The sequence below is a fragment of the Candidatus Thiodiazotropha endolucinida genome (genome assembly GCF_001715975.1).
In the GTDB taxonomy this organism is placed as follows: Bacteria; Pseudomonadota; Gammaproteobacteria; order Chromatiales; family Chromatiaceae; genus Thiodiazotropha; species Thiodiazotropha endolucinida.
Map to the genome: position 1 here is coordinate 38721 of NZ_MARB01000024.1, position 22979 is coordinate 61699.

At 55.1% G+C, this 22979-nt stretch carries 20 protein-coding genes; 5 read left to right on the forward strand and 15 right to left on the reverse strand.

Translation table 11 applies throughout. The annotated features are described in order from the left end of the window. Positions 1–427 precede the first annotated feature (427 nt). Entirely contained in the window at positions 428–1747 is a 1320-nt protein-coding gene (locus CODIS_RS16905) for an alkaline phosphatase PhoX (protein ID WP_069127223.1), read from the reverse strand. A gap of 176 nt (positions 1748–1923) precedes the next feature. On the opposite strand from CODIS_RS16905, the gene CODIS_RS16910 reads away from it, so the two are divergent. Next, positions 1924–3051, forward strand: a complete 1128-nt coding sequence (locus CODIS_RS16910) for a putative sulfate/molybdate transporter (RefSeq protein WP_069127224.1) — start codon at positions 1924–1926, stop codon at positions 3049–3051. Positions 3052–3371: 320 nt separating this feature from the next. On the opposite strand, the gene CODIS_RS16915 is transcribed toward CODIS_RS16910, so the two are convergent. The 11 genes from CODIS_RS16915 to CODIS_RS16965 all read right to left on the reverse strand — a co-directional run bounded on the left by CODIS_RS16915 (position 3372) and on the right by CODIS_RS16965 (position 14638). Further along, the gene (locus CODIS_RS16915) at positions 3372–3767 is read right to left on the reverse strand and encodes a DUF4399 domain-containing protein (RefSeq protein WP_235615267.1); all 396 of its coding nucleotides are present in this window, start codon (positions 3765–3767) and stop codon (positions 3372–3374) included. A 410-nt stretch (positions 3768–4177) separates the two neighbouring features. Continuing rightward, positions 4178–5449 (reverse strand): (Fe-S)-binding protein, encoded by a 1272-nt coding sequence (locus CODIS_RS16920; protein ID WP_069127226.1) that lies wholly within the window; start codon positions 5447–5449, stop codon positions 4178–4180. A 69-nt stretch (positions 5450–5518) separates the two neighbouring features. Further along, entirely contained in the window at positions 5519–6160 is a 642-nt protein-coding gene (locus tag CODIS_RS16925) for a hypothetical protein (protein ID WP_069127227.1), read from the reverse strand. Next, a complete protein-coding gene (locus tag CODIS_RS16930) occupies positions 6157–7245 on the reverse strand; it encodes a formate dehydrogenase subunit gamma (RefSeq protein ID WP_069127228.1) in 1089 nt (362 codons plus the stop codon). Before CODIS_RS16930 ends, CODIS_RS16925 begins: the two co-directional genes overlap by 4 nt. A gap of 29 nt (positions 7246–7274) precedes the next feature. Next, the gene (gene fdh3B, locus CODIS_RS16935; RefSeq protein ID WP_069127229.1) at positions 7275–7904 is read right to left on the reverse strand and encodes a formate dehydrogenase FDH3 subunit beta; all 630 of its coding nucleotides are present in this window, start codon (positions 7902–7904) and stop codon (positions 7275–7277) included. Positions 7905–7930: 26 nt separating this feature from the next. After that, positions 7931–10864: a formate dehydrogenase subunit alpha gene (locus CODIS_RS16940; protein ID WP_069127230.1), complete on the reverse strand. Its 2934-nt coding sequence runs from the start codon at positions 10862–10864 to the stop codon at positions 7931–7933. Between the two features lie 19 nt (positions 10865–10883). Next, a complete protein-coding gene (locus tag CODIS_RS16945) occupies positions 10884–11096 on the reverse strand; it encodes a hypothetical protein (protein WP_069127231.1) in 213 nt (70 codons plus the stop codon). Positions 11097–11164: 68 nt separating this feature from the next. Beyond that, entirely contained in the window at positions 11165–11779 is a 615-nt protein-coding gene (locus CODIS_RS16950; protein WP_069127232.1) for a TorD/DmsD family molecular chaperone, read from the reverse strand. 204 nt (positions 11780–11983) lie between these two features. Then, a complete protein-coding gene (locus CODIS_RS16955) occupies positions 11984–13612 on the reverse strand; it encodes a 4Fe-4S binding protein (RefSeq protein ID WP_069127233.1) in 1629 nt (542 codons plus the stop codon). After that, positions 13609–14118: a DUF3306 domain-containing protein gene (locus CODIS_RS16960; protein WP_069127234.1), complete on the reverse strand. Its 510-nt coding sequence runs from the start codon at positions 14116–14118 to the stop codon at positions 13609–13611. The genes CODIS_RS16955 and CODIS_RS16960 overlap by 4 nt, the downstream gene beginning before the upstream one ends. Further along, the gene (locus CODIS_RS16965; protein ID WP_162420268.1) at positions 14108–14638 is read right to left on the reverse strand and encodes a DUF3305 domain-containing protein; all 531 of its coding nucleotides are present in this window, start codon (positions 14636–14638) and stop codon (positions 14108–14110) included. The genes CODIS_RS16960 and CODIS_RS16965 overlap by 11 nt, the downstream gene beginning before the upstream one ends. A 472-nt stretch (positions 14639–15110) precedes the next feature. Here CODIS_RS16965 and moaA point away from each other — a divergent pair, with 472 nt between their 5' ends. Genes moaA through CODIS_RS16985 form a run of 4 tightly spaced genes read left to right on the forward strand, consistent with a single transcriptional unit; the run spans position 15111 to position 18404 of the window. Continuing rightward, positions 15111–16130: a GTP 3',8-cyclase MoaA gene (moaA, locus tag CODIS_RS16970; protein WP_069127236.1), complete on the forward strand. Its 1020-nt coding sequence runs from the start codon at positions 15111–15113 to the stop codon at positions 16128–16130. A gap of 9 nt (positions 16131–16139) precedes the next feature. Next, a complete protein-coding gene (locus tag CODIS_RS16975) occupies positions 16140–17024 on the forward strand; it encodes a formate dehydrogenase accessory sulfurtransferase FdhD (protein ID WP_069127237.1) in 885 nt (294 codons plus the stop codon). 24 nt (positions 17025–17048) lie between these two features. Beyond that, positions 17049–17951 carry a helix-turn-helix transcriptional regulator gene (locus tag CODIS_RS16980; RefSeq protein WP_069127254.1) on the forward strand — a complete coding sequence of 301 codons (903 nt, stop codon included), beginning with the start codon at positions 17049–17051 and terminating at the stop codon, positions 17949–17951. A gap of 21 nt (positions 17952–17972) precedes the next feature. Then, entirely contained in the window at positions 17973–18404 is a 432-nt protein-coding gene (locus CODIS_RS16985; protein ID WP_069127238.1) for a hypothetical protein, read from the forward strand. Positions 18405–18683: 279 nt separating this feature from the next. Here the strand turns inward: CODIS_RS16985 and CODIS_RS16990 are convergent, their stop codons facing one another. The 3 genes from CODIS_RS16990 to CODIS_RS17000 all read right to left on the reverse strand — a co-directional run bounded on the left by CODIS_RS16990 (position 18684) and on the right by CODIS_RS17000 (position 22667). After that, positions 18684–20543, reverse strand: coding sequence for a phosphoenolpyruvate carboxykinase (GTP) (locus CODIS_RS16990; RefSeq protein WP_069127239.1), 1860 nt, complete (start codon positions 20541–20543; stop codon positions 18684–18686). A 390-nt stretch (positions 20544–20933) separates the two neighbouring features. Next, the gene (locus CODIS_RS16995) at positions 20934–21788 is read right to left on the reverse strand and encodes a class I SAM-dependent methyltransferase (RefSeq protein WP_069127240.1); all 855 of its coding nucleotides are present in this window, start codon (positions 21786–21788) and stop codon (positions 20934–20936) included. A gap of 51 nt (positions 21789–21839) precedes the next feature. Continuing rightward, entirely contained in the window at positions 21840–22667 is an 828-nt protein-coding gene (locus tag CODIS_RS17000) for a class I SAM-dependent methyltransferase (protein WP_069127241.1), read from the reverse strand. Positions 22668–22979 lie beyond the last annotated feature (312 nt).

Consider the following 22979-nt stretch of genomic DNA (forward strand, 5'->3'; position numbering starts at 1 on the left):
AATACGCCCTGCTGGGGCTGTTTTTGTGCCCAGCAAGGCAGAATGAGTGTAGTGTAGTTATTCTACATGAGCGAATGATAACGCCGCTGGGGGCGAAAACAGCCCCAGCCCTTCGGGTTGTGCCTGAAAAAGCGCCACTCGGCGTTGCTCGTCGTTCATTTGGAATAACCAAACTTCTCTCCTCGCGCCTTGATTGGCGCTTTTTCAGACACAACAGGGCGCATTGGATTAGTGTTAACAGGCCCTAGATGACTATTAAAATTGTCCCGTATAAATTTGCGTAATTTTGCGGTGATTAGCGTCCATTCGCGGCTAAATCAACTCCCCAGTCCCGACGATGGAGTCTTCACTCGGTCAAGAACGCACATCCTTGTCATTACTGTTATTTATCATCTCTTTGACTATTCTTGCGCTGGTCATTCTTTGCCTACTTTCCCTTGCGTTCTTCACGACTGATGGCCCAGGTGCCGTCGCCATCGTCCGCAGCCGAATGCTGTACATTGACATACAAGGTGTCGGGATCTTCGGGGCTGAAGTAGATACCCGTGCCCTCCGCGCCGGGGTCGGTCAGGGAAGCAAACAGGGTGACGGACCGGGATGCACCGAACGCATTGGTCACTTGACTGGCGAACCAGATATCCGAGGGATTATTGTCCTCGATCATCACAAGATCCCCATTCGGCGCTTCAGCAAGGTTGTCCACGCTGTCGAAACCCGACTGGTGCCCCTCCTCACCCGGCTTGCCGATCTCCACCGGCGCATTCACACCCGGCTTGACGAAATTGGTCACCTGCAGGGTGTGAAGATCGATGGCGATAACTCGACCTTCGTAAAGTTCGGAGGTGAAGACGAGCCGACCGCGCCTGTCGACTTTCGTGTCTCTGGGTCCCTCGGTGATGGCGACATAGAGAGTATCCCCGATGATCTCCAGGTCCTCGGGGCGCTGGTAGCTCTGACCACCGGCGGCACTGCCTGATTCCCGGACGTTCAAGGGATCGATGGGACCCACCCATTCGCCCTGGCCGACACCATCCCTGCCGTTCACCTTCAAGGCATAGAGCGCGCCGGCCGAGAGATCACCCGCAACATCGGGTACGAATTTATAGACGCCTCCGCCGCAAGGTACGTCACCGTTACAGCCCGAGGTACGGCCGTGATGCTCGTCTATGACGTATAGATTGCCGTCCGGGTCCAGATCTATGCCTTCATGGGCAATACGCCCGACCGCCGCTCTGTCCACCACTCGCTTGGCCGTCATCCGATCATCTTCCAGGAAGATCTCGAACAGACGGCCATCGGTGATCTCCTCGGCAAACAGGATCGTGCCCCAGGGAGTCCAACGGATACCATCGAGAGCGTCATAGCCCGAATCCTGGACCAGAATCCGAGTCTCGCCGGTCTTCAGATCGACCACACTGACGGAGCCGCCTTCCGGTTGGCTGTTCGGGTTGCGCAGTTCATGGGTTCGGTAGAGGTACCGGCCCTTCTCAGGTCCGGTCTCATTCACCGTATTCATGTCATGCCAGTCATTGCGGCCGCCATCGTAGATATTCAGATCGGTCTCGTCGGAAACCACCCGCTGTTTAAAGCCCTTTGGCACTTTCCAGGGAGAAGCCGGTTTCCAATCGGCGGAATTGGCGGACGCGTCGAGGGGGGTGAAATTGAAGCCATCAATCCCATCCGACTCGGCCAGACCGGAAAACGCCAGGGTGACGAGTGCAACGGCCAACATCTTACATCGATACATATAGGATAACCCTAACCTGATATTGAGGATACCTGGAACAAGTCGTCAGCTTATACAACAGCACCTTGCTCATTTTGAATCCACCTGGATCCGATGAGGCTGCGTTTCACTACACAACTGCTACGATTATATTTTAATGAGCAAAATATACCGGTTTTTATAAAAGCAACAACACATTGAAGACGCTTACAACAAAACAGGTAGCCGGTGAACTATCCGGCGCATTCGCCGATCTTGGCACTTTCCTGCCCATTGTAATCGCCGTACTCACGCTGCACTTGATGGATCCTTCAGGATTATTCATTGGCTTCGGTTTGTTTGCCCTTTCGGTCGCCGTGATCTACCGTCGCCCTATCCCTGTACAACCGATGAAAGCGGCAGCGGCCGTTGTCATCGCCGACAATCTCACAGCCGGCGCCATCGCCGTCACCGGTCTGCTTCTGGGTGCAACGGTTCTCCTGTTGACGCTCACGGGACTTGTCTCGCGTATCGGCAAAAAGATACCTCAATCGGTACTCACCGGGATTCAATTGGGGGTCGGTTTGATCCTTGCCTGGGCCGGGGCCGGGTTGATACTGCAGGAGCCCATGATCGGCCTGATGTCACTGGTTCTTTTACTCCTGCTGCTGCCGACACGGTTCAAACCCGTTGCCGCCATCCTGGTCATTCTAGGCAGCGTCATCTGGAGCGGCATTGACCGACCTGGCCAGATGCCGGAGATTACCATCGGTTTTTATCTGCCCCAATGGGTCAGTATCGACTGGTCCGATGCCTGGACACCGGCTGAAACGATTCTGCTGCCACAACTCGCCCTGACCCTGACCAACGCAATGATCGTAACCGCGGCTATCGCAAGACGTCTTTTTGAGGATCAAGCGCGACCGATTACCCCCCGGCAGCTTGGCATGAGTACCGGGGTGCTTAATCTGCTTCTGGCGCCACTCGGCGCCTTTCCCATGTGCCACGGCGCGGGGGGCCTGGTGGTACAACACAGATTCGGTGCCCGCACCGGCCTGGCGCCGGCAATATTCGGTATCACCTGCCTGTCATTCGGTCTGCTGTTGGGGCCGAACGCCCTGCAACTGCTGTTGTTGATTCCCCTTGCTGCGGTTGGCGCGCTTTTGGTTTTCGCCGGATTGGATCTCGCGATGAGCAAAGAGCTGACACAAGGTTCTCGGGAAAACCTGCCGGTTATTGTTATCACCGGACTTGTCTGCCTGCTGCTGAATGTTGCCCTGGGATTGTTGGTAGGGATTGCGATTGAATATCTACGAAGACGTAACGGGGAAAAGGCTCTGCCTTAAGAGTTGAGCCGCTAATGAACGCGAATCACCGCGAATATGCGCCAATCAAATTTGATGGATTGCTTACATGCAGACTCGCTGGTTCCCAAGGCCCTCTGTGTGAATCCATACCTTGATCTGTTGTTGCAATGAGAAACAGTTGTCCTCGTTCCCACGCTCCAGCGTGGGAATGCAGACATCAGCGTAACAACAGGACATGTTATGGATTCCCACGGAGGACCGTGGGAACCAGAAGAATACCTTTCTATCATTCGCGAATATTCGCGGTGATTCGCGTTCATTTGCGGCTTCTATTTTTTACCGCAAACTGCAAACCCTATTCACTTCACCGTAATGGTGATTTTTTCGGAAAGGATGGGCGGATCGAAGGGGATATGATCCTTGTCGCCCAACACCAACTGCAGGGTATGGCTACCTTTGGCAAGATCGAGGGTGACCTCTGTCTGGCCGCCTCCGAAATGGCGATGGTTCTCATCCGAAGGCAAGGGTTTATCCATGGCCGGCATCGCTTCCACATCGATCAGCAGATGATGATGACCGGTCTTCTCGCGCTCGATACCCGCGGGCGCGACACCCATGCCTTTCAATCCAAAACGTACAGTGACCGGGCTGTTCACCTGCTCACCGTTGGCCGGCGAGATGATATAGAGCATGACGCCGTCTGGCGCCGGAGTGCCGGCATTGATCTGCGGCGCATAGAGTGCAAGCCACAGCATGGCAATAAATAATTTATTCATACGAGAGAACATGATGACCCCCAGGATATTGTTGGATTTTTAACTTATTGACCGGAAGCCCTCGTCGATTTCGCTGCAGACAGCCAAGTGACTCCCTTGTGATGTAAGACAGTTCAAGTACAGCATATGTTGAACATCTATAACCCTTTAAAAAAGGGCAATTCACAAGCGTGGACCGCTGTAGAAGATTGGCTGAAATAGTCTAAAAATGAACGCGAATAAACGCAAATTTAAGGAAATTTTCTAGTTACCGGGGTCTTCCCTGGGAATCCATACCTCGTTCTGTAGTTATATTGATATATGCATTCCCACGCAAGAGCGTGGGAACGAGATAACTTAAATTAGTATTCCCTAGAATTTGCGTTTATTCGCGTTCATTTGCGGACTTTTTATTTTTTCTCGGGCGAAGCCGTCAAATGGTCCGCAACCAATTCGGTCAGGCTGATCACTTCGGTGTCCATATCGTTGTGTTCTATGCCCTCCTCCAGGATGATGCGGCAATTGGCGCATGCCGTGACAATGGTATTTACTCCGGTCTCCCGCAGCTGTTTTTTCTTGCGGTCAAACACATGCAACCGTAACGGCTCGGCACGTTCATTCGCACTCACGCCGCCGCCTCCGCCGCAGCACCAGTTCATTGCCCCATGGTCTTTCATTTCGACGAAATTTTCCGCCACGCTGTTGAGCAATTCACGGGGCTGCTGCACCACACCACCGCGCCGAACGATCTGGCAGGGATCGTGTAGCGTCATCGGTGTGCTGTCCTTGTAATCCAGTTGCAGACGTCCTTCGGTTTTCAGCTGTTCCAGCAATTCCAGTATATGGATCACCTCGAAGGGATAGTGGCGACCGACCAGGTTCGGTCCCTCCCAGCGTATTGCGGTATAGGCATGCCCGCACTCCGGACTGATCACATACTTGACAGCCAGCTCTTCCGCTGCGATCACTACCCGATTGACCAGTTCTGCGGCCGCCTCTTTGTTGCCGATCTGGATACCGCTGTTGGTGGCCTCGAATGCCTTGCTGCTGATGGTCCAGGAGACCCCCGCCGCATCGAAGATACGTGCAATGCTCTCGATATATTCCGGGAAATTGACTATCTCCATCGAGGAGAAAAGGGTCATATAGTCAGCTCCCTTTTTGTCTATCGGAATTTTCAGTCCGGTATCCTTTTCCACATGTGCCAGAGCGGCCTTGAGGGTCTTGATCGTTACGCCCATGGGACTGCCGATCTTCAACGCCCGCCGGGTCGCCTCCTTCATACCGTCGGGCGCATAGCCGGCAACCGAAAAGCCCTCCCGCTGTTTTCTGATCATGTAGGTGATGTCGTTGCCCACCGGACAGACCATGGAGCAACGTCCGCACAAGGTGCAGCTGTCATAGACCAGCGTCTCCCAATCGGCGAAGTCTTTCTCGGTCAGGGATTCAACCCAACCGAAGACAGATCCCAACTTGCCCCAGAAGGTATGCTCCCGCCGCCACAGCTTCTTCATCGGTTCCACCTTGTAGATCGGTGTGTGGCGGGGATCTTGCGTCTCTGTATAGAAGAGGCAGGCCTCGGCACAGAGTCCGCAGTGGACGCAACTGGAGAAATAGGATGAGATCCTTGCGTCTATCTGCTGGCGCAGCGCCTCTACGCCCTGCTCAAACTGTTCATTCATAACCCCCCCTAATCCACATTACTCACACCCGGTCGTAGCGGGAGGATCCTTGGGCGTGAGAAATGCGGGCTATGCGTTGACACCTTTGCGCCCCATGGTTGCGCCGGTATAACCGCGACTCAAGATAAAGGTGAAAGTATGCATCAGCTTGCTGAAGGGAAAGTAGATCAGCAGCAATTCAGCCAGCAGCAGATGGATCAGGCGCAGACTTTCGAATGATTGCGCCAATGCCAGACAGCCGGTCAGCATGACCAAAAAAACCAATAGACTGCCCAAGTGGTCATCCAGGTCGGAGAGCATACGGGTCACCGGACTGAGCAGACGATGTATCCACAGCAACAGCAGACCCAGAAATGCAAGTTCGGCGGAAAGGATGAAGGCCCAATGGGGTATCGCGGTCCAGCTGAGACCGGTGATCCGCTCGGCGATGAAATCGATATGGGGCTGGGCGAAGAAGAGCAACACGAAGAGTCCGATATGGAACAGATAACCGGCGACCAGCAGGAGCCGTCCCCGGGTGGCCGCGCTGCGCTCATATACAGAGCGGGTGAAGACGGTGCGAATGGCGCCTGCGGAAGCACTTCCCCTGGGGGTGGCCAGATCTTTTCTGTTGCCCGCCATGAGTATCGTCACGATACGCCAGGTGACGCCTATCAAAAAGACGCTCAGTGAGAAGATCCACAGGGGACCATCGATGAATTGAGCGATCACTTGTCGGCCTCCCGTAACTCTCTGCCAAGGTATTCGTTGGTATCGGGATCGCTGAATCGATTTACTTCTTCATTCGCTATCGCTTCACCCCGTTTTTCCATCTGTGTCGCCCACAGATCGTGATGCTCCTTGGCCCAGTTAAGATCGCAGTAACCGGTCGTCATACCGTCGATGGCGCCCTCCATGCCGATGCTGCCGATATAGATGTGGCCGAGGATCACACCGATCATGAGGATCGCGCCGATGGCATGACCCACATGGGCCAGCTCCATCCACTCCCGACTCTGACCGAAAACGGGAAATATCAATACCAGTCCGGAGACGACGATCACCGAGCCCACGAGCACCAGCATCCAGAACATGCTCTTCTCGCCCATGTTGAAGAAGTTGGACGGAACATGCTTCTTACCGATGATGCCTCCACCCCGTAACAGCCAGCTCATATCCCCCTTCTGGTAGATATTGCGCCGGACGAATTTCACAAACACCAGGATCAGCGCAACCATAAACAGCGGCCCCATCAGGTTGTGACCCTCCTTACTGGCCGATGCAATGATGGAAAAGATTTCCTTGCCGAAGATGGGTATCAAAAGCGGGCGGCCGAATAATATGATCAGGCCGGTGATGGCGAGAAACAGGAAAATCGATGCCATGAACCAGTGGATCAATCGTTCATAGCTGGTGTAACGGGGCAGCTTCCTGTCCGATTCACCGCCGACGATTTTCACCTTGCCGCGTACCATGTAGAAAACCGCCAGGCCGACAAGGATACCCAGCAGCAGGAAACCGCCGATGGGAATCAACTGCTGCATGCGGAATTTACGCCACTTATCGCCATTCGCATTGATCAGCACACCCGAATCCACTCCCTTCACCTGGGTGGTACCTGATATGGGCATATCCCGCTGACGCACATCCCGCCACAATTCCGCGGCAGGATTGAGCACCATTGTCGATGGCATGCCTTTCGGCTGCTTGGTATCAGCGACAGTTTCCAACGGCAGGAGAAGCAACCATAGCAGCCACAGTAAAACCCCTGTTTTGAGGCCAAGACCGGCCTGAGAAAGGTTGCTTACCCTGTACATGGAACCTCAGCTCTCCCTTTAGCCCGCAATCACTCTTTAGCACTGCTCTTGCTGGCGGCACTGTAAGGTGCGCGGAACGAGGCATCGCGATAGGAGACACCCCGCGCCATCACACTCGCACTGCGATTGATGATGCGCTTGCGATAGATCTCGGAGATGGTATCCGAATCTCCCGCCAGCAACGCTTTGGTGGAGCACATCTCCGCACACAGCGGCAGCTTGCCTTCGGCCAGTCGGTTGGAACCGTACTTGCGATGCTCTTCGGAGCTGTTGTCGGCCTCCGGTCCGCCGGCGCAGAAGGTACATTTATCCATCTTGCCTCGCGTGGCGAAGGCGCCATCCTCGGGAAACTGCGGTGCGCCGAAGGGACAGGCATAGAAACAGTAACCGCAACCGATACAGATATCCTTGTCATGCAGTACAACACCGTCCTGGGTGGTATAGAAACAGTCCACCGGACAGACCGTGGCGCAAGGCGCATCCGAACAGTGCATGCAAGCCACCGAGAGGGAGCGTTCACCCTCGTCGCCGTCATTGATGGTCACCACCCTGCGGCGGTTCACGCCCCATGGAACCTCGTTCTCGTTTTTACAGGCGGTTACGCATGCATTGCACTCGATGCAACGTTCCGGATCACAATAAAATTTCATTCGTGCCATGTTAGTGTCCTCTGTTTAAAACCCGGTTATGCCTTGCTGATGCGACAGAGACTGCATTTTGTCTCCTGCATCTGCGTGACCGAGTCATAGCCATAGGTCATGGCCGTATTACAGGCTTCGCCCAGAACGTATGGATCCGCGCCCTCGGGATATTTACTGCGCAGATCCTTACCCAGAAAGTGGCCGCCGAAGTGGAACGGCATAAAGGCCACACCAGCCGCCACCCGCCGTGTCACCAGCGCCTTGACTTTGATGCGGGCACCCTCGGCGCCCTCGACCCAGACATCTTCGCCATCCCTGACGCCGGCATTGTTGGCATCGCGCGGATGCATCTCGATAAACATATCCTGCTGCAGCTCCGCCAACCAGGGATTGGAGCGGGACTCATCGCCACCGCCTTCATACTCGACCAGACGACCTGAGGTGAGAATGATGGGGAAATCCTTGGAGTAGTCCTTGGCCTGAATCGAGCCATAGCGGGTCGGCAGGCGATAGAAGGATTTGCGATCTTCGTAGGTGGGATACTTCTCCACCAGATCACGCCGGTTGGTATAAAGGGGCTCACGATGGACCGGTACCGGATCGGGGAAGGTCCAGACCACAGCCCTGGCCTTGGCATTGCCGAAGGGCGCGCAGCCATGCTTGATGGCGACACGCTGGATGCCGCCGGAACGGTCTGTCTTCCAGTTCTTGCCCTCGGCCAGTTTTTTCTCCTCCGGGGTCAAGTCATTCCACCAACCCAGTTTTTTCTCCTCCGGGGTCAAGTCATTCCACCAACCCAGTTTTTTCAACAGCTCGGCGGTGAACTCAGGATGACCGTTCTTGATCTCGTTGCCGACCGGATAGGATCCCTCTGCCAACAGATTTTCACCATTGCGCTCGACGCCGAAACGGGCACGGAAGTTGAGGCCGCCCTTGGCCACCGGCTTGCTGGTGTCGTAGAGATTCGGTGTGCCGGGGTGGCCCATCTCCGCGGTACCCCAGCAGGGCCAGGGCAGACCGTAGTATTCACCGTCGCAGGGACCGCCCTCCGCCAACAAGCTGGTGTAGTCGAAGGTTCCCCAGTTCTGTTGCTGCTTTTTCATGCGCTCCGGATTCTGACCGGTATAACCGATAGTCCACATGCCCTTGTTGAATTCGCGGGTGATGTCCTCGATCAAGGGTTCGTCGTTCTCGACCTTGATTTGCTTGAACAACTCGTCAGCGAAACCAAGCTTGCTCGCCAGGCGATACATGATGGTGTGGTCCGGCAGGGATTCGAATATCGGCTCAATGACCTTGTCCCGCCACTGCAGTGAGCGGTTGGATGCGGTCACCGAACCATAGGTCTCGAATTGAGTGGCGGCGGGCAGCAGATAGACACCATCGGTCCTGTCATGCATGACCGCCGAGACGGTCGGATAGGGATCGATGATCACCATCATATCCAGCTTCTCCATGGCCTTCTTCATCTCCTGGCCACGGGTCTGGCTGTTGGGTGCATGTCCCCATAACACCATCACCCGCACATTGTCCTTTTGCGCAATATTCGCCTTCTCTTCCAGCACGCCGTCTATCCAGCGTGATACAGGAATACCTTTGGTGTTCATCACCATTGCATCCTTGCCCTTGGATTGCTCGTAGCTGGCCTGTTCGAAACGGCCGGCGAGCCAGTCGTAATCCACATCCCAGACCTTGGACCAATGTCCCCAGGCCCCCTTAGACAGACCGTAATAGCCCGGCAGTGTGTGGGAAAGAACACCGAAGTCGGTGGCGCCCTGCACGTTGTCGTGGCCACGGAAGATGTTGGTCCCGCCACCTGCGGTGCCCATGTTGCCCAGGGCCAATTGGAAGACGCAGTAGGCCCGGGTGTTGTTGTTGCCGATGGTATGCTGGGTGCCCCCCATGCACCATATGAAAGTGCCGGGGCGATTGTCCGCCATCGTCTTGGCGGCTGCGTAGACCTGGTTCTCAGGTACACCGGAGACACGCTCCACCTCTTCAGGCGTCCATTTGGCGATCTCCTTCTTCACCTCCTCCAGACCGTAAACCCGTTGACGGATGAACTCCTTGTCCTCCCAGCCGTTTTTGAAGATATGCCAGAGCATGCCCCAGACAACGGGTACATCCGTACCGGGACGAAGCCGCAGGTATTGGTTGGCATGGGCTGCCGTACGGGTAAATCGAGGATCGATAACGATCAACTGGGCATTGTTCTGCTCCTTGGCCTTGAACACATGCTGCAGCGAGACAGGATGGGCCTCCGCCGGATTGCCGCCGATGATCAGAATCGACTTGGAGTTATGGATGTCATTATAGGAGTTCGTCATGGCACCGTAGCCCCAGGTGTTGGCGACACCGGCTACTGTGGTGGAGTGACAGATACGGGCCTGGTGGTCCACATTGTTGGTGCCCCAGAATGCGGCGAACTTGCGGAACAGGTAGGCCTGTTCGTTGTTGTGCTTGGCCGATCCCAGCCAATAGACCGAATCGGGGCTCGACTGCTCGCGCACCTCGAGCATCTTGTCGCCGATCTCGTTGATCGCCTGCTCCCAGGAGATGCGCTTCCATTTGCCATCCACCAGCTTGGTGGGATATTTCAGCCGTCTTTCGCCATGCCCGTGTTCACGCACCGAGGCGCCCTTGGCGCAATGGGCGCCCAGATTGAAGGGATGATCGAAGGCGGGCTCCTGACCGGTCCAGACGCCGTTCTGGACCTCGGCGATGATGCCGCAACCGACCGAACAGTGGGTACAGATGGTCTTGATCTGCTCCGCCTGACCCTTTTCGGCTGTTGCCGCTTCGGCCTTTTTCATCATGCCCGGGGCAAATCCGGTGGCCAATGCGGCACCGCCTGCCATCAGGCTTGAGTTACGCAGAAAGTCGCGACGGCTCATGGTCTGACCGGCGGATGATCTTTCGGGTATAACCGACGCTTTACTGCTGTCGTTCACCAGATCGGAGGTTTTATGCAGTTTCATTCAGGTATCCTCGAAAAACTCAACTCACGGTGGACTTGTAATAGGCCGCGATATGGGGTGTCAGGCGATAGCCCTTCTTTGTCTTGGCCGACTCGCTTGAAGCTTCATCCATGGAGGCTGTTGTCAGACCGGGCAGGCTAGCGGCGACGGCGACGCCGACACCGGCACTCGCTGTGCCGCGCAGAAACGCCCTGCGTTTCGGATCCGGTTTCTGCTTAAGCTGTTTTTTCATGAAATCATCCTCCGCTCGGATTCACCGTTCAGTCATGGAATATTCGGTCTGGCCACACACATAAAGCCCTACACGGGCATGCTCAGGTAACGCTTCTCCATCGCGGCGAATGAGGCGCCGAAGCGCCCCACCGCGCGATAGAAAACTGCAGCTTTCGCCTCACTTAAATCAGCGAAAAAATGCTCCAGCCAACCAGCCATATGTGATTCGAAGAAGTGTGATTGCTGATGGAAACCGATACCTTCGCCGATCATCATTGCCATCACTTCGCACAGTGCGGCAACATGATCCTCCGGTTCAGTGACACCGTCCTGGCGTTGAAATCCCAACATCGCCAGATCGTCCCGCAGCCTGCCCAGGGGCTTCTCCATCAGGAACCCCGTGAGATACCAGGAGCCATAGGGCACCAACTCACCGCGACCCATGCCGATGAACAGATCGTGAAACTCCAGCTCCACCGCGTGCGGCCGCGAATCCGATGCGGATAGACCCAACATGGACATCGCCAACGCCAACTCGTCCCTGGTCGGTTCCACGGTCGCAAAACCGCTGACCTTTTCGAGCATCAGTTGATCCGGGGATTTCCGCAACAGTTGAGCCAACATGCCGTAGGCGCCGATTCGATAGTGCTGTTCCCGATCCAGATCGACAGCAGGCACGGTGTCAGCCACCGAACCGGGCAACGGGTTTTCCGCGCACTCATTGTCAGCCTGGAGGCTTGGCTCATTTCGGTCATCACACTCTCCTCAGACAAATACTGTTTGCAAGCACCGGACCAGCTCTCATGGGAAAGAAATGACAAATTGGACTGAAATCGACCAAGTCCTCACTCCCCCCGGATCCAATCGCAGAATCGGCATCTCCCAATGGTTGGTCAAAATGGGGCTCTATTGTCGCAGCCGCCCATCCAGATCCCCGCCCATGGCTTCCGCGTCCTGCACAATATCCACCACCCGGCAGCTATCGCACAGGGTAAGCCGCTTGAGCGCCCTTTCGCTCTGAAACATATAGTGATCTTTAAGTCTGCTTCGCATCTTTTCGATCACCGAGCGGGTTGCGAAGGGTTTACCGCAGGCGGTACAGCGAAAGGGCTCCTCCTCCCGCAGGGTACGGGTCTGATTACGACGCTCCGCATCGAACAGCAAGCGCGGCGTGATCCAGATTGCGTCCTCGGGACAGGTGCGGGTACAGAGTCCGCACTGTAGACAGTTGGCCTCGATGAAACGAAGCTGTGGCATACCCTCGCTGCCACTCTGCAATGCCTTGCCCGGACAGGCGCCGACACAGGAGAGGCAGAGGGTACAGGCCTTTTCCTCCACATAGACGGTCCCAAAGGGAGCGCCCGCGGGAAGGCTGGCCATCGGTTTGGGCCGCTCGGCCTGATCGTAAAGGTGGTCGATGGCAAGATAGATCGATTGCCGCTTGCTGCCGATCCCGGAAAATCCCGCCAGCGGGATCTCAGGCATACCCTCACTGCTATCCCGCAGCAGTTCAGCATGTGCAATCAGCCGGATCGATGATTGGGGATACCCCATCGCACGCAGAATCTCCTCCGCGACGGCGAACTGTTCCTGCATCGCACGCTTCACGGCCGACGGCATACCGCCGTCATCCGCCAACAACACCTGCCTGGCGCCATAAGCCAGTACCGTCAACCAGACATCCATGCCGATGCTGGCCAACTCCTCCACCATGACCGGCAGATAGTGGGCGGGCATCTCGTTCGGCAACGGTTGATCCGAAGCGGCATGAAACACCACCACCGGAGAACTCCCTCCTTGCTCACGATAGGTATGCAACAACTGACGCAGCCGTTGCAAAGTGTCCCTGACCGATGGATAGAGATAGCGCATCGCCCCACTGGGACAGACACTGGCGCAGACGCCGCCTCCCTGGCAGAGATAGCTGTTCACTTCAACAGTCTCAGCCAGGCTGGTGATCGCATCGGCGGGACAGGCATCGATGCAACGGGTGCAGGCATGCTTACCCGAACGGCCATGGGCACAGATCGCCGGATCGTAGTCGAAATAGCGGGGTTTCTCGAAATTACCGGTCATCTGAGCCATTTCATCGAGTACCGGTGAGAGCTGATCCTCTTCGATACTCGAGTGGTAGTAACCGGGAGGATTCATCTCCCGATCCATCAAAGGCACGTGCGAGAGATCCAGGATCAGATCCACCGCAAGGATCTCCGCATTGGCGCGGCCGGCTTCGCCGAGATGTATCTTGAAAGCCCCGAGATACCCCTCTATGCGAAGGTCACGTCCACCCACAGGTACAACCGGAGCGCCCGGCTCTTCCGCACCCCGGGTCAAGACCACGATCGGACTGAGCTTATCGTTCAGCCGCGGCGCGATCTCCAGCGCCGTCTGATCCCCAATTACCGCCACCCGGCCACGGGATTGATAGTTGACCAGACTGGTCGCCTCCACGCCGGTTTCCCGCATCGCCTGCAACGCCAGATCCCGCGCCCGGCGGTTGACCATTGACACGGCCGTGGCGTTCGATTCACTCATGTTTCCGCCTCGTTGGTTGGATCTTCGTTTTGCCCGGTCTGAGCTGTCGCCGACCCATCACTCGCCTCATCCTCTGATGCGTCACTCTCCAGTGCATCGCGCTCGGCCGACTCATCCGCTTCTACTTGCTGTTTATGTGCCTCCTGCTCCAGCCGGTGACGCAGATCCGCTGTCATCAGATCCCCGAGTTTTTCAAAACTCGTGAAATCCTCTGCGTAATCATCCAAGCCGTCGCAGACGTTGAATGCCGCACTGTGGAAGAGCTTTCGCAATGCGACTTGGCGCAGCTGATCGGATACCCGGGGGGAGAGGAAACCGCTGTAGTCGGAGTTTTCATCCAGGCTCTCCAACGTAGGCATATCCTCGTCGCCAGGCTGTTGTTGCTCTTCGTCGGATTCGTCCCGCTCCGCCAGGGGCTGCCGGGAAGCCTGTTTCTTTTCAGACCAGCGACGATAGAAGCCGGCGTCTGGCTGAACGGTTGTTTCCGGGGAATCCTCAGGCTTCATGATCGCCGGGCCCGCGGGCTGCAGATTTCCAGTCGGCACGCTTGCGCTTGGTCCTTTTCTGCGGCGCGTAGTGGTCCAGCACGAAGGCCTCTGTCCAACGATACAACTCGGCAGGTACCGGTACGGTGTAGACGGTATCGTCGCCCTCTAGATAGGCATGGGCCTCGTCATAACTGAGGCTGACAAGAAAAGGGTTCGGCTTGCCCTGGTCGTCCAAATTCGCCACCACATAACAGTGGGGTTGAGATGAGAGCAGATTGTAGTAGTAGCTTTCACACTCATCCTCATGCAGGCGCAGGGTGAATCCCGGATAGAGATAGTGACTGACCGGCCCCTCCTGGTGGATCAGGCTCGGCCCGGCCCTATCGAGCCTCTCCTCTTCCAGGGTGGCAACAACGCCAACGGCCTCCCAGCGGTCTTCCAACCATCGGGAATCACTGGGTGACTGCTGGATGATCACAGAAACATTAAATTGTGAAGGGTTATGGTCCCTTCTATGGTCGCTATTCGTTGCCGTCATGGTTTGATATCCGGTGCTTATCCAAATCATGCGTCGCAAGTTGCATACCAAACGATCATCAGGGCAGTAAAATTCAGAAGAGAGTCGCAATGGGAAAAAAATCCGTAAAACGGATCAGCGGAAAAACAGGGCAAAATGTCCCGTTTAGAATCACTGAAGTGGGACATTTCTTACCATATTGCTACACCGATGTGGCATCACGACAGGTGTAACGGGGGCGTAACCCTATCCGCCTTACCCAGCCATGGGATGAATGCGAGCAGACTGATCCTCCCTTGTCATTGCACCGCAGATGCAGCGCCGCTTGCCGCCAGCCCCCACCAGACAAGGGATTAGCGTCAATATGGCGATCCTTGAGCGGTAACCGTTGAGTGAAACCTGAACTATTCCCGGTCTTTAACAAGCTCATGATCGGTTTCATCGGGTACGGTAATTGCTCATAAGACAGGAGATCCAACCCGAGAGGCCGAGTGTGAACAGAGAGAGCCCCGAACAGCAGACCCGATCATCCCTGGTCGACCGCTTTAATCGCCGCATCAACTATCTGCGGATCTCTGTCACCGACCGTTGCGACCTGCGCTGCATCTACTGCATGTCGGAAGATATGGAATTCGTACCCCGTTCTCAGCTGTTGACCCTGGAAGAACTGTTTCGGGTCGGTAAATCCTTCGTGGAGATGGGGGTGAGAAAAATCCGCATCACCGGCGGCGAGCCTCTGACCAGACGCGGTGTCATGCAGCTGTTCGAGTCCCTCGGCGAGTTGGATGGACTGGACGATCTCACGCTGACCACCAACGGCACCCTGCTTCATCGCTACGCAAAGACGTTGCAGCGCGCGGGCGTGACGCGGGTCAATATCAGCCTCGATTCACTGCAGGAAGCGCGTTTCAGGAAAATAACCAGGATCGGTGACATTCGCCGTACCCTCACCGGAATCGATGCCGCCCTCGAGGCGGGTTTTCAGCGGGTGAAGATCAACTCGGTGATCCTGAAAAACCGCAATCACGACGAAATCCCCGCACTGGTGGCATTCGCCGAAAAACGCGGCATGGATATCAGCTTTATCGAGGAGATGCCCCTGGGAGAGACCGGTGATCACGACCGGGCGGAACTCTACTACTCCAGCCAGCAGGTACTGCAGGATCTGCAACCGCACTACGATCTGATAGCCACCACGGATACGACCGGCGGACCGGCGCGTTACTACCGTATCAACGACAGTAACACCCGGGTCGGCTTCATCTCGCCCCACAGCCACAACTTCTGTGATCACTGCAACCGGGTGCGCCTCACCGCCGAAGGGCGCCTGCTGCTCTGTCTCGGTCAGGAACACTCCATGGACCTGCGCCGGGTGGTGCGGGCCAATCCACTGGACGACGAGCCGTTGCGCCAGGCGATCATCGATGCCATGAAGATCAAGCCCAAGGGCCACGAGTTCGATCTTACGGCCAAACCGGTGCTGTTCCGCCATATGAATGTAACCGGTGGTTAGGTAGGCCCCATGGACGCCCTCTCTAATGCAAAACGGCCCCTGATGACTGATGCGGGACTCAGTGCCGCGGTAGAGGCTGTCGCGATCGATGAGTATGGCGATATCAGAAACGGCCATGTTGCCGCGGAACGCGCCCTGACACTCTATCTCGACAAACAGGAACTGGTCACCCTGATGACCCTGGGCACCCGCCCCGAGATGCTGGTGCTGGGATGGCTGCGCAATCAGAGACTGATCCGGGATATCGAACAGATCAAAGCGATCCAGGTCGATTGGGAGACCGACTCCGCAGCCATCACCACCTTTGAGGGCATACAGGGTGTGAAGGAGAAGATGGCGCGTAAAACGGTGACGACCGGCTGCGGCCAGGGGACAGTGTTTGGCGATCTGATGGATGACCTGGAGAAGATCGAACTGCCCCGGAGGCGTATTCGTCAGTCCGAGATATACAGACTATTGCACACACTCAATGAGTACAACCAAGTCTATCAACGGGCTGGAGCGGTACACGGCTGTGCCCTGTGCAGTGAAGAGCAGATTCATCTCTTCATCGAAGATGTGGGGCGGCATAACGCCGTCGACGCCATCGCCGGTCATATGTGGCTCGAAGAAACCGATGGCAGCGACAAGATCTTCTACACCACCGGCAGGCTCACCTCGGAGATGGTGATCAAAGTCGCACAGATGGGGATACCGGTCCTGCTCTCCCGCTCAGGCATCACGCAAATGGGATTGGAATTGGCCAGAAAGGTCGGTGTCACCCTGATCGCCCGCGCCAAGGGCAGACATTTCCTGGTCTACAACGGAGCGGATCAGATCAGTTTCGATGCCGTGCCGGAGATTCGCCCGCAAAAGTCCGGGGCAAGACAGGCCGGTCAGAGCAAAAGCCGATAACGGGGGGAAGTTATGGTAGCGGTGATGTCCCAGGATCAACATATCTTTATGAACGTCAAACAGGTCGCGGAATATCTTCATCTGAATGAGAAGAAGATCTACGCCCTGGTCAACGAAGAGCGCATTCCCGCCACCAAGATAACCGGCAAGTGGTTGTTTCCGAGAGAGCTGGTCGATCGTTGGATGCTCGACTCCGCCCACGGTGGATTGATGACCAACAGGCTGGTGATCGCCGGCAGCGACGATCCCCTGCTCTATCGGTTGATCATGACCTTTGCCGATGAGACCGGCTCTCATGCCCTGATCAGTTACTCCCCCACCGGCACCCGGCTGGGCCTGGAACTGCTGCAGGCCAATCGTATCGATGCCTGTGGTATCCATTGGGGACCGAATCAGGAGAGCCATACGCGCCACCCGGCGCTGTTGCGTCAATACCCGCAATTTCGCCAGTGGGTGCTGATTCGCCTGTTTCGCCGCGAACAGGGACTGATGGTCAGCCGCCGGATCGAACAACGAAAACTGCAGCCGGAAAATCTTTTCGACCGCGAGTTCCGTTGGACCATGCGTCAGAGCGGCGCCGGCGCTCAACGTTTCCTGATGGAAGTACTCAGCGGTTATGGCACCAGCACGGAAAAGCTGAATTGTGTCGCCACCGCCCTTTCGGAACGTGAGGCCGCCGCCAATATCGCCATGGGCCAGGCGGATGTAGCCCCGGGAGCACGCGCGGCAGCCAATGAATATGGATTGGCATTCATCCCATTCGGCTGGGAATCCTTCGATCTGACACTGCCCCGCAGCATCTGGTTTCGGCGTCTGTTTCAAGATCTCATAGCGCGTCTGCGTTCAACCGAATGCAAGGCCATGGCAAAACAGTTGTCCGGTTATGACCTGCGCGAAGCGGGAGAACTGGTATGGGGGGATGAATAGATAGCCTGTTAAACTAAAGCCATGAAGACCGGCTATCTCACATTGGAAACTCACCCTGAGCATCTGGATTTGGTGCGTGTAATCGTCAAGGATGAACTGCCGAACACCCAGGAAGCCAGTCATGGCTCCCAAATCCGCTATATCGCCCGCTTCAACGACATCGATGCGGGCCAGATGCATCTGCACAACATGCTGCACAACAACCTGGTCGATCTGGACAACCACATCTATCGCATCGATCTGAACCAGGCGATCGCCGCCGTCGAAGCCGATGACCTGAACCATGCCCGGGTTTGGATCGATCCGTCACTGGGCGAGAATGACAGATCCTTTATCGATACGCAGACAGCCAAATTCAAACTGCGCCACAAAAAATGGAACAGGTTTTGGCTCATCGTCGGAGCCGTCTTCGTTATCTATTTTTTTATCATGACCCTGTTCGGCCAGATCTGAAGGTCCCCAGGGTCACCCGCGGGAACCCAGACCCCGACCTGCTGCGCTGTCTGCTGTATGCACGCCCACGCAGGAGCGCGTGAACCAAGTCAAGCACGTAGGGTGCGGCTTGCCGCACCTCAGGTAAAAAAAATGGACATGCTTTTATTAAAATCATGGCTTGGAATGAGGATACCGACCGACACCACCCCGAAGGGCGGTGCTGTCGGTCATGCGGAGGGGTGAGAACAGGTTATCGATGAGGACCAAGGTGTTTCTGTGGCCTATACCTCACATTGCTCAATCACAGGTTGCAGACAAATCCCAATATTTTGGAGAGTGATACAACCGCGCCAGCTGAAGCTCGCGTTCAAGCTCCATTTCGCGGGGAAGGTGGTCACCAAAACGGGTGAACAACTCCTCCTGATCAATGGTTTCGTGGCGCGCCACTTCCCGATCGATATTCATGATTTCAAAAAAGTCAGCCTTGTCGAATTCCAACCCGTCCCAGTTGATGGAACCATGGGAGGGAACCCAGCCCATGGGGCTCTCGACAGCGCGACCACAGCCGGTGCAACGGTCGACTATCCACTTGAGCACCCGCATGTTCTCGCTGAAGCCCGGCCAGATGAAACGACCGTGCTCGTCCTTGCGGAACCAGTTCACCCGGAATATTGCAGGCGGTGTCGCGACGTTTTTACGTCCGATACGCAGCCAGTGTTTCAAGTAGTCCGCCATGTTGTAGCCACAGAACGGCAACATGGCCATGGGATCGCGCCGCATGGCGGCCTGACCGATGGCAGCTGCGGTTGCCTCTGAGCCCATGGTCGCCGCCATGTAGACGCCATGCTCCCAGTTGTAGCTCTGAAAAACCAAAGGAAAGTTGTGGCTGACGCGCCCGCCAAACAGAAAAGCGGTGATTGGAACACCGGCCGGATTCTCCCATTCCGGATCAATTGAAGGACAAGCAGCGGCGGGGGCGGTGAAACGTGCATTGGGATGGGCCGCCGGGCGACCGCAACCTATGTTCCAATCATCGCCACGCCAGTCGATCATGTGCTCCGGCGGATCTTCCGTCAGCCCCTCCCACCATATATCACCATCGTCCGTCAGGGCGCAGTTGGTGAAGATACAGTTTTCACGCAATGCGGCAAGCGCATTGGGGTTGGATGATTCATTGGTGCCCGGAGCGACGCCGAACAGTCCATACTCCGGATTGATGGCATAAAACTTACCATCCTCAGGATTGGGTTTAATCCAGGCAATATCATCACCTATGGTGGTGACCTTCCAGCCATCGAACCCCTCTGGCGATTTGAGCATTGCAAAATTGGTCTTTCCGCAAGCGCTGGGAAAGGCTGCCGCGACATAGAACTTTTTCTTCTCGGGGGTCTCCACGCCCATGATCAACATATGCTCGGCGAGCCAGCCCTCATCCCGCCCCATCACCGAGGCGATACGCAGCGCAAAGCACTTCTTGCCCAGTAGGGCATTGCCGCCGTAACCGCTACCGAAGGACCAGATCTCCCGGGTCTCGGGAAAATGGGTAATGCACTTGTCCTCGATGTTGCCGGCGCAGGGCCAAGGGACGTCCTCTTCCCCCGGTGCCAAGGGTGCGCCAACCGAGTGCACGCATGGCACGAATTCACCATCGTCACCCAGCACATCGAGCACTTTCTGCCCCATGCGGGTCATGATGCGCTGATTCACCGCGACATAAGCAGAGTCGGAGATTTCAATACCGATATGAGCGATGTGTGAGCCAAGCGGTCCCATACTGAATGGGATCACATACATCGTCCTGCCCCGCATGCAGCCTTTGAACAATCCATTCAGGATCGTTTTCATCTTCTTGGGATCCATCCAATTATTGGTCGGCCCGGCTTCCTCTTCTCTTTTAGAACAGATATAGGTTCGCTCCTCAACGCGAGCCACATCGCTCGGATGGGAACGGGCCAGGTAACTGTTGGACCGCTTCTCCGGATTCAGGCGAATCAAGGTACCGCTTTTCACCATCTCGTCACACAAACGATCGTACTCTTCCTGAGAACCATCGCACCAGTAAATACGGTCCGGTTCACATAACCGAGCGACCTCATCAACCCAAGCCAAAAGTTTACGATTGCTTGTGCGAACGGCGCCGTCATGTTTCGTGGTCATGATGAAAATCCACCTCTTAGGATTGATTATTTATAGCCTACATTCTAACCAGATAATGGGAAGAATCTGAATAGATACGCAGAGAACCGAAGTGTCAAGTATATGGGACTGGGCTGGAATTCGCTATGCCGGTCTAAATTGGGATTCAGATAGCTCGACATTTACAGATTATGAGTATCCATTCACGATTGGACCAGCGGTACGGCCCTGAATCAGCTTCAGCTTTCCAGCTGAGTGATCGAATCAGAGTCAGGACGGGATGGCTTAGTGCTTCAGGGAGTGAGTCTGGTACAGATCAACGAATCCGGAGACTGAGTGCGACATGGCATTGTTCTGTTTGTACTTATCTTCGGTAGTGTTTGGCTCAGCCTTGCTGGTCGATCTGAACGTTCATCTTGTGGCCACAGCATAGAATTCCACACCGTACTTTCGGCTCGTCCCCGCCAAACCAGGAGCAAATTTCCAACCTGTGTTTTCCAGGAACTCTCCAATTTCTTCAGGGGCTATGCTCCAGATCCATGGTTCCCCAGCAACCTTCTGAAGCCATAGCATCAATCCCGTCCATCGACCGGCATCGGGCCGACCATCCGCACCACTTGGGATATATGAAAACGCAATCCGGGTTCCGACCCCAGTGACCAAAGCACACTGATAAAACAAACTCCGAACCGCATCGGAGTGCAGATACATCACAAGGCCCTCGGCTATGATGACGGTTCGCGCCTTCGAGTCCCATAGCTCGTTTGACTTTAGAACATCCTCCAGTTTTCGTTCACCGAGATCTTCTGCAATTAAGAGAAGGTTATCCCTTTGTCCCATGGCCTCAATACCTCGCACTTTAAGGCGGGCCGTTGCCGGGTGATCAACTTCGAAGAAATTTACACCAGGGAACTCTGGCGCTAAGCGCCACCCAATCGTATCGTAACCAGCCCCGATAACAAGGATCTGGGAGGCGCCTTGGTCTATACCCTCTCTTACTTGGTGTTCGCAGAATGCCTTTCTCTCGGCTAAGGCCTCGAACTGACCAGGTAGTATCCAGTCGAACGCCTCGTAGACAGATACCATTCGTTTGGAACGGGACCACTGTACAGCTCTTGATCCAACCACACCGGAAGCAACAAGCAATTTCTCCGTAGCTTCCACGATGCCGGGGGGGAGGAGTCTATCCATCCCCGGTTTCGATCCCAAAGTAACAATACCCAGTGCAACTTTATAGGCCGTCCTGCTTGGTTTGTTTTTTTGCATAGAATCCCCTTACTGGGGCTATCCGCAATACGCGGGCACCCCAGTTGATTGCTATGAAGGCGTCGCAATTATGCCCAGCAGATTCCCATTTTCTGTTAATGGCTCACCCGTCAGATCGCCTGCTATTTCTACAACAGTGAAACCTGCATCCTTCAGTTCACTCTCGATCATCTGCGGTGAGAAATGCTGAAACCAGTTATATATCTGCCAAGTTTCACCTGGCTCAATAATTACGTAACGATCCAATGCTAGATGTTGATCTTCGTAGATAAAGGTTTTTTGAATCCCGACATATTCATTTTCAGCCCAAAAGCCACCCATTAGTCGATCTTCAATTAGAGTAACCTCTCTCTTACCTTGTAAGAGCCCAATGCCGGCGACATCAAGAACTATATGCCCCTCTGGTTTGAGCATACCACGCATCCTGCCTAGTAAAATCGATCTTTGTTCTGGTGATAACACACATAAATCCGTGTAGATCAAGGTGATGATATCGAATCCCGAAGGCAAACTGTCAGTCAGATAATCAGCATACAAATAGCTGATATCACCCTGTGACTCGGATTTGGCGTATTCCAGAGTATATTCTGAAAAATCTATTCCCGTCACTTCAGCCCCCTGTGCAAAAAAACGCTTTGTGTACAATCCAGGGCCACAACCTAAATCGCACAAACGCTTTCCAGGCAAATTGAGTTTTTGGTCGATCCAACCGACAACGCCATCAATAGTCTCAAAGCGCCTTGATGCAAGTTCAGTCTCCTGGCTCAGATGATATTTGAGCATTTGCCTGGACAGATGCGGTTTCGTCCACAACTCTTTGGCCGTGTATCTGGAAAATGGCACAGGACGGAGTGAAATGTCATGAATAAAATCATACATAATAGAAATCCTTTAAAGCCTGGTGGCTTCATAATTCAGCAAATAAATTGTTGTGTTGAATTTGGCGGGCATGGGTAGGCAGCAGCCACCTACTTTTGTTTGACAAAAGAAGCCGCTGTAGACCCGCTTATGTAGATTAGTGATTCATAACGAGCGCAATCTAACGCAAACAGGAGTATGAGTAAAGTCTAATATAATCGCAGCTGAATCGAATCTGCTTCCTGTCTTTAATTTATGTCGTCGTTTGGTCGGACTGTGACTATAAATTTACTATCTTTCCCAGATTCCATATTTTTTCCCTTTCGCGACCAA

Coding starts and splice junctions, on each gene's coding strand:
- CODIS_RS16945 (WP_069127231.1), bottom strand. CDS start 11,096: ATGAAAAAACAGCTTAAGCAGAAACCGGATCCGAAACGCAGGGCGTTT.
- CODIS_RS16920 (WP_069127226.1), bottom strand. CDS start 5,449: ATGAATGAACAGTTTGAGCAGGGCGTAGAGGCGCTGCGCCAGCAGATA.
- CODIS_RS16905 (WP_069127223.1), bottom strand. CDS start 1,747: ATGTATCGATGTAAGATGTTGGCCGTTGCACTCGTCACCCTGGCGTTT.
- CODIS_RS16930 (WP_069127228.1), bottom strand. CDS start 7,245: ATGTACAGGGTAAGCAACCTTTCTCAGGCCGGTCTTGGCCTCAAAACA.
- CODIS_RS16915 (WP_235615267.1), bottom strand. CDS start 3,767: ATGCTGTGGCTTGCACTCTATGCGCCGCAGATCAATGCCGGCACTCCG.
- CODIS_RS16940 (WP_069127230.1), bottom strand. CDS start 10,864: ATGAAACTGCATAAAACCTCCGATCTGGTGAACGACAGCAGTAAAGCG.
- CODIS_RS16960 (WP_069127234.1), bottom strand. CDS start 14,118: ATGAAGCCTGAGGATTCCCCGGAAACAACCGTTCAGCCAGACGCCGGC.
- CODIS_RS16995 (WP_069127240.1), bottom strand. CDS start 21,788: ATGCAAAAAAACAAACCAAGCAGGACGGCCTATAAAGTTGCACTGGGT.
- CODIS_RS16975 (WP_069127237.1), top strand. CDS start 16,140: ATGGACGCCCTCTCTAATGCAAAACGGCCCCTGATGACTGATGCGGGA.
- CODIS_RS16985 (WP_069127238.1), top strand. CDS start 17,973: ATGAAGACCGGCTATCTCACATTGGAAACTCACCCTGAGCATCTGGAT.
- fdh3B (WP_069127229.1), bottom strand. CDS start 7,904: ATGGCACGAATGAAATTTTATTGTGATCCGGAACGTTGCATCGAGTGC.
- CODIS_RS16955 (WP_069127233.1), bottom strand. CDS start 13,612: ATGAGTGAATCGAACGCCACGGCCGTGTCAATGGTCAACCGCCGGGCG.
- CODIS_RS17000 (WP_069127241.1), bottom strand. CDS start 22,667: ATGTATGATTTTATTCATGACATTTCACTCCGTCCTGTGCCATTTTCC.
- CODIS_RS16980 (WP_069127254.1), top strand. CDS start 17,049: ATGTCCCAGGATCAACATATCTTTATGAACGTCAAACAGGTCGCGGAA.
- CODIS_RS16965 (WP_162420268.1), bottom strand. CDS start 14,638: ATGACGGCAACGAATAGCGACCATAGAAGGGACCATAACCCTTCACAA.
- CODIS_RS16990 (WP_069127239.1), bottom strand. CDS start 20,543: ATGACCACGAAACATGACGGCGCCGTTCGCACAAGCAATCGTAAACTT.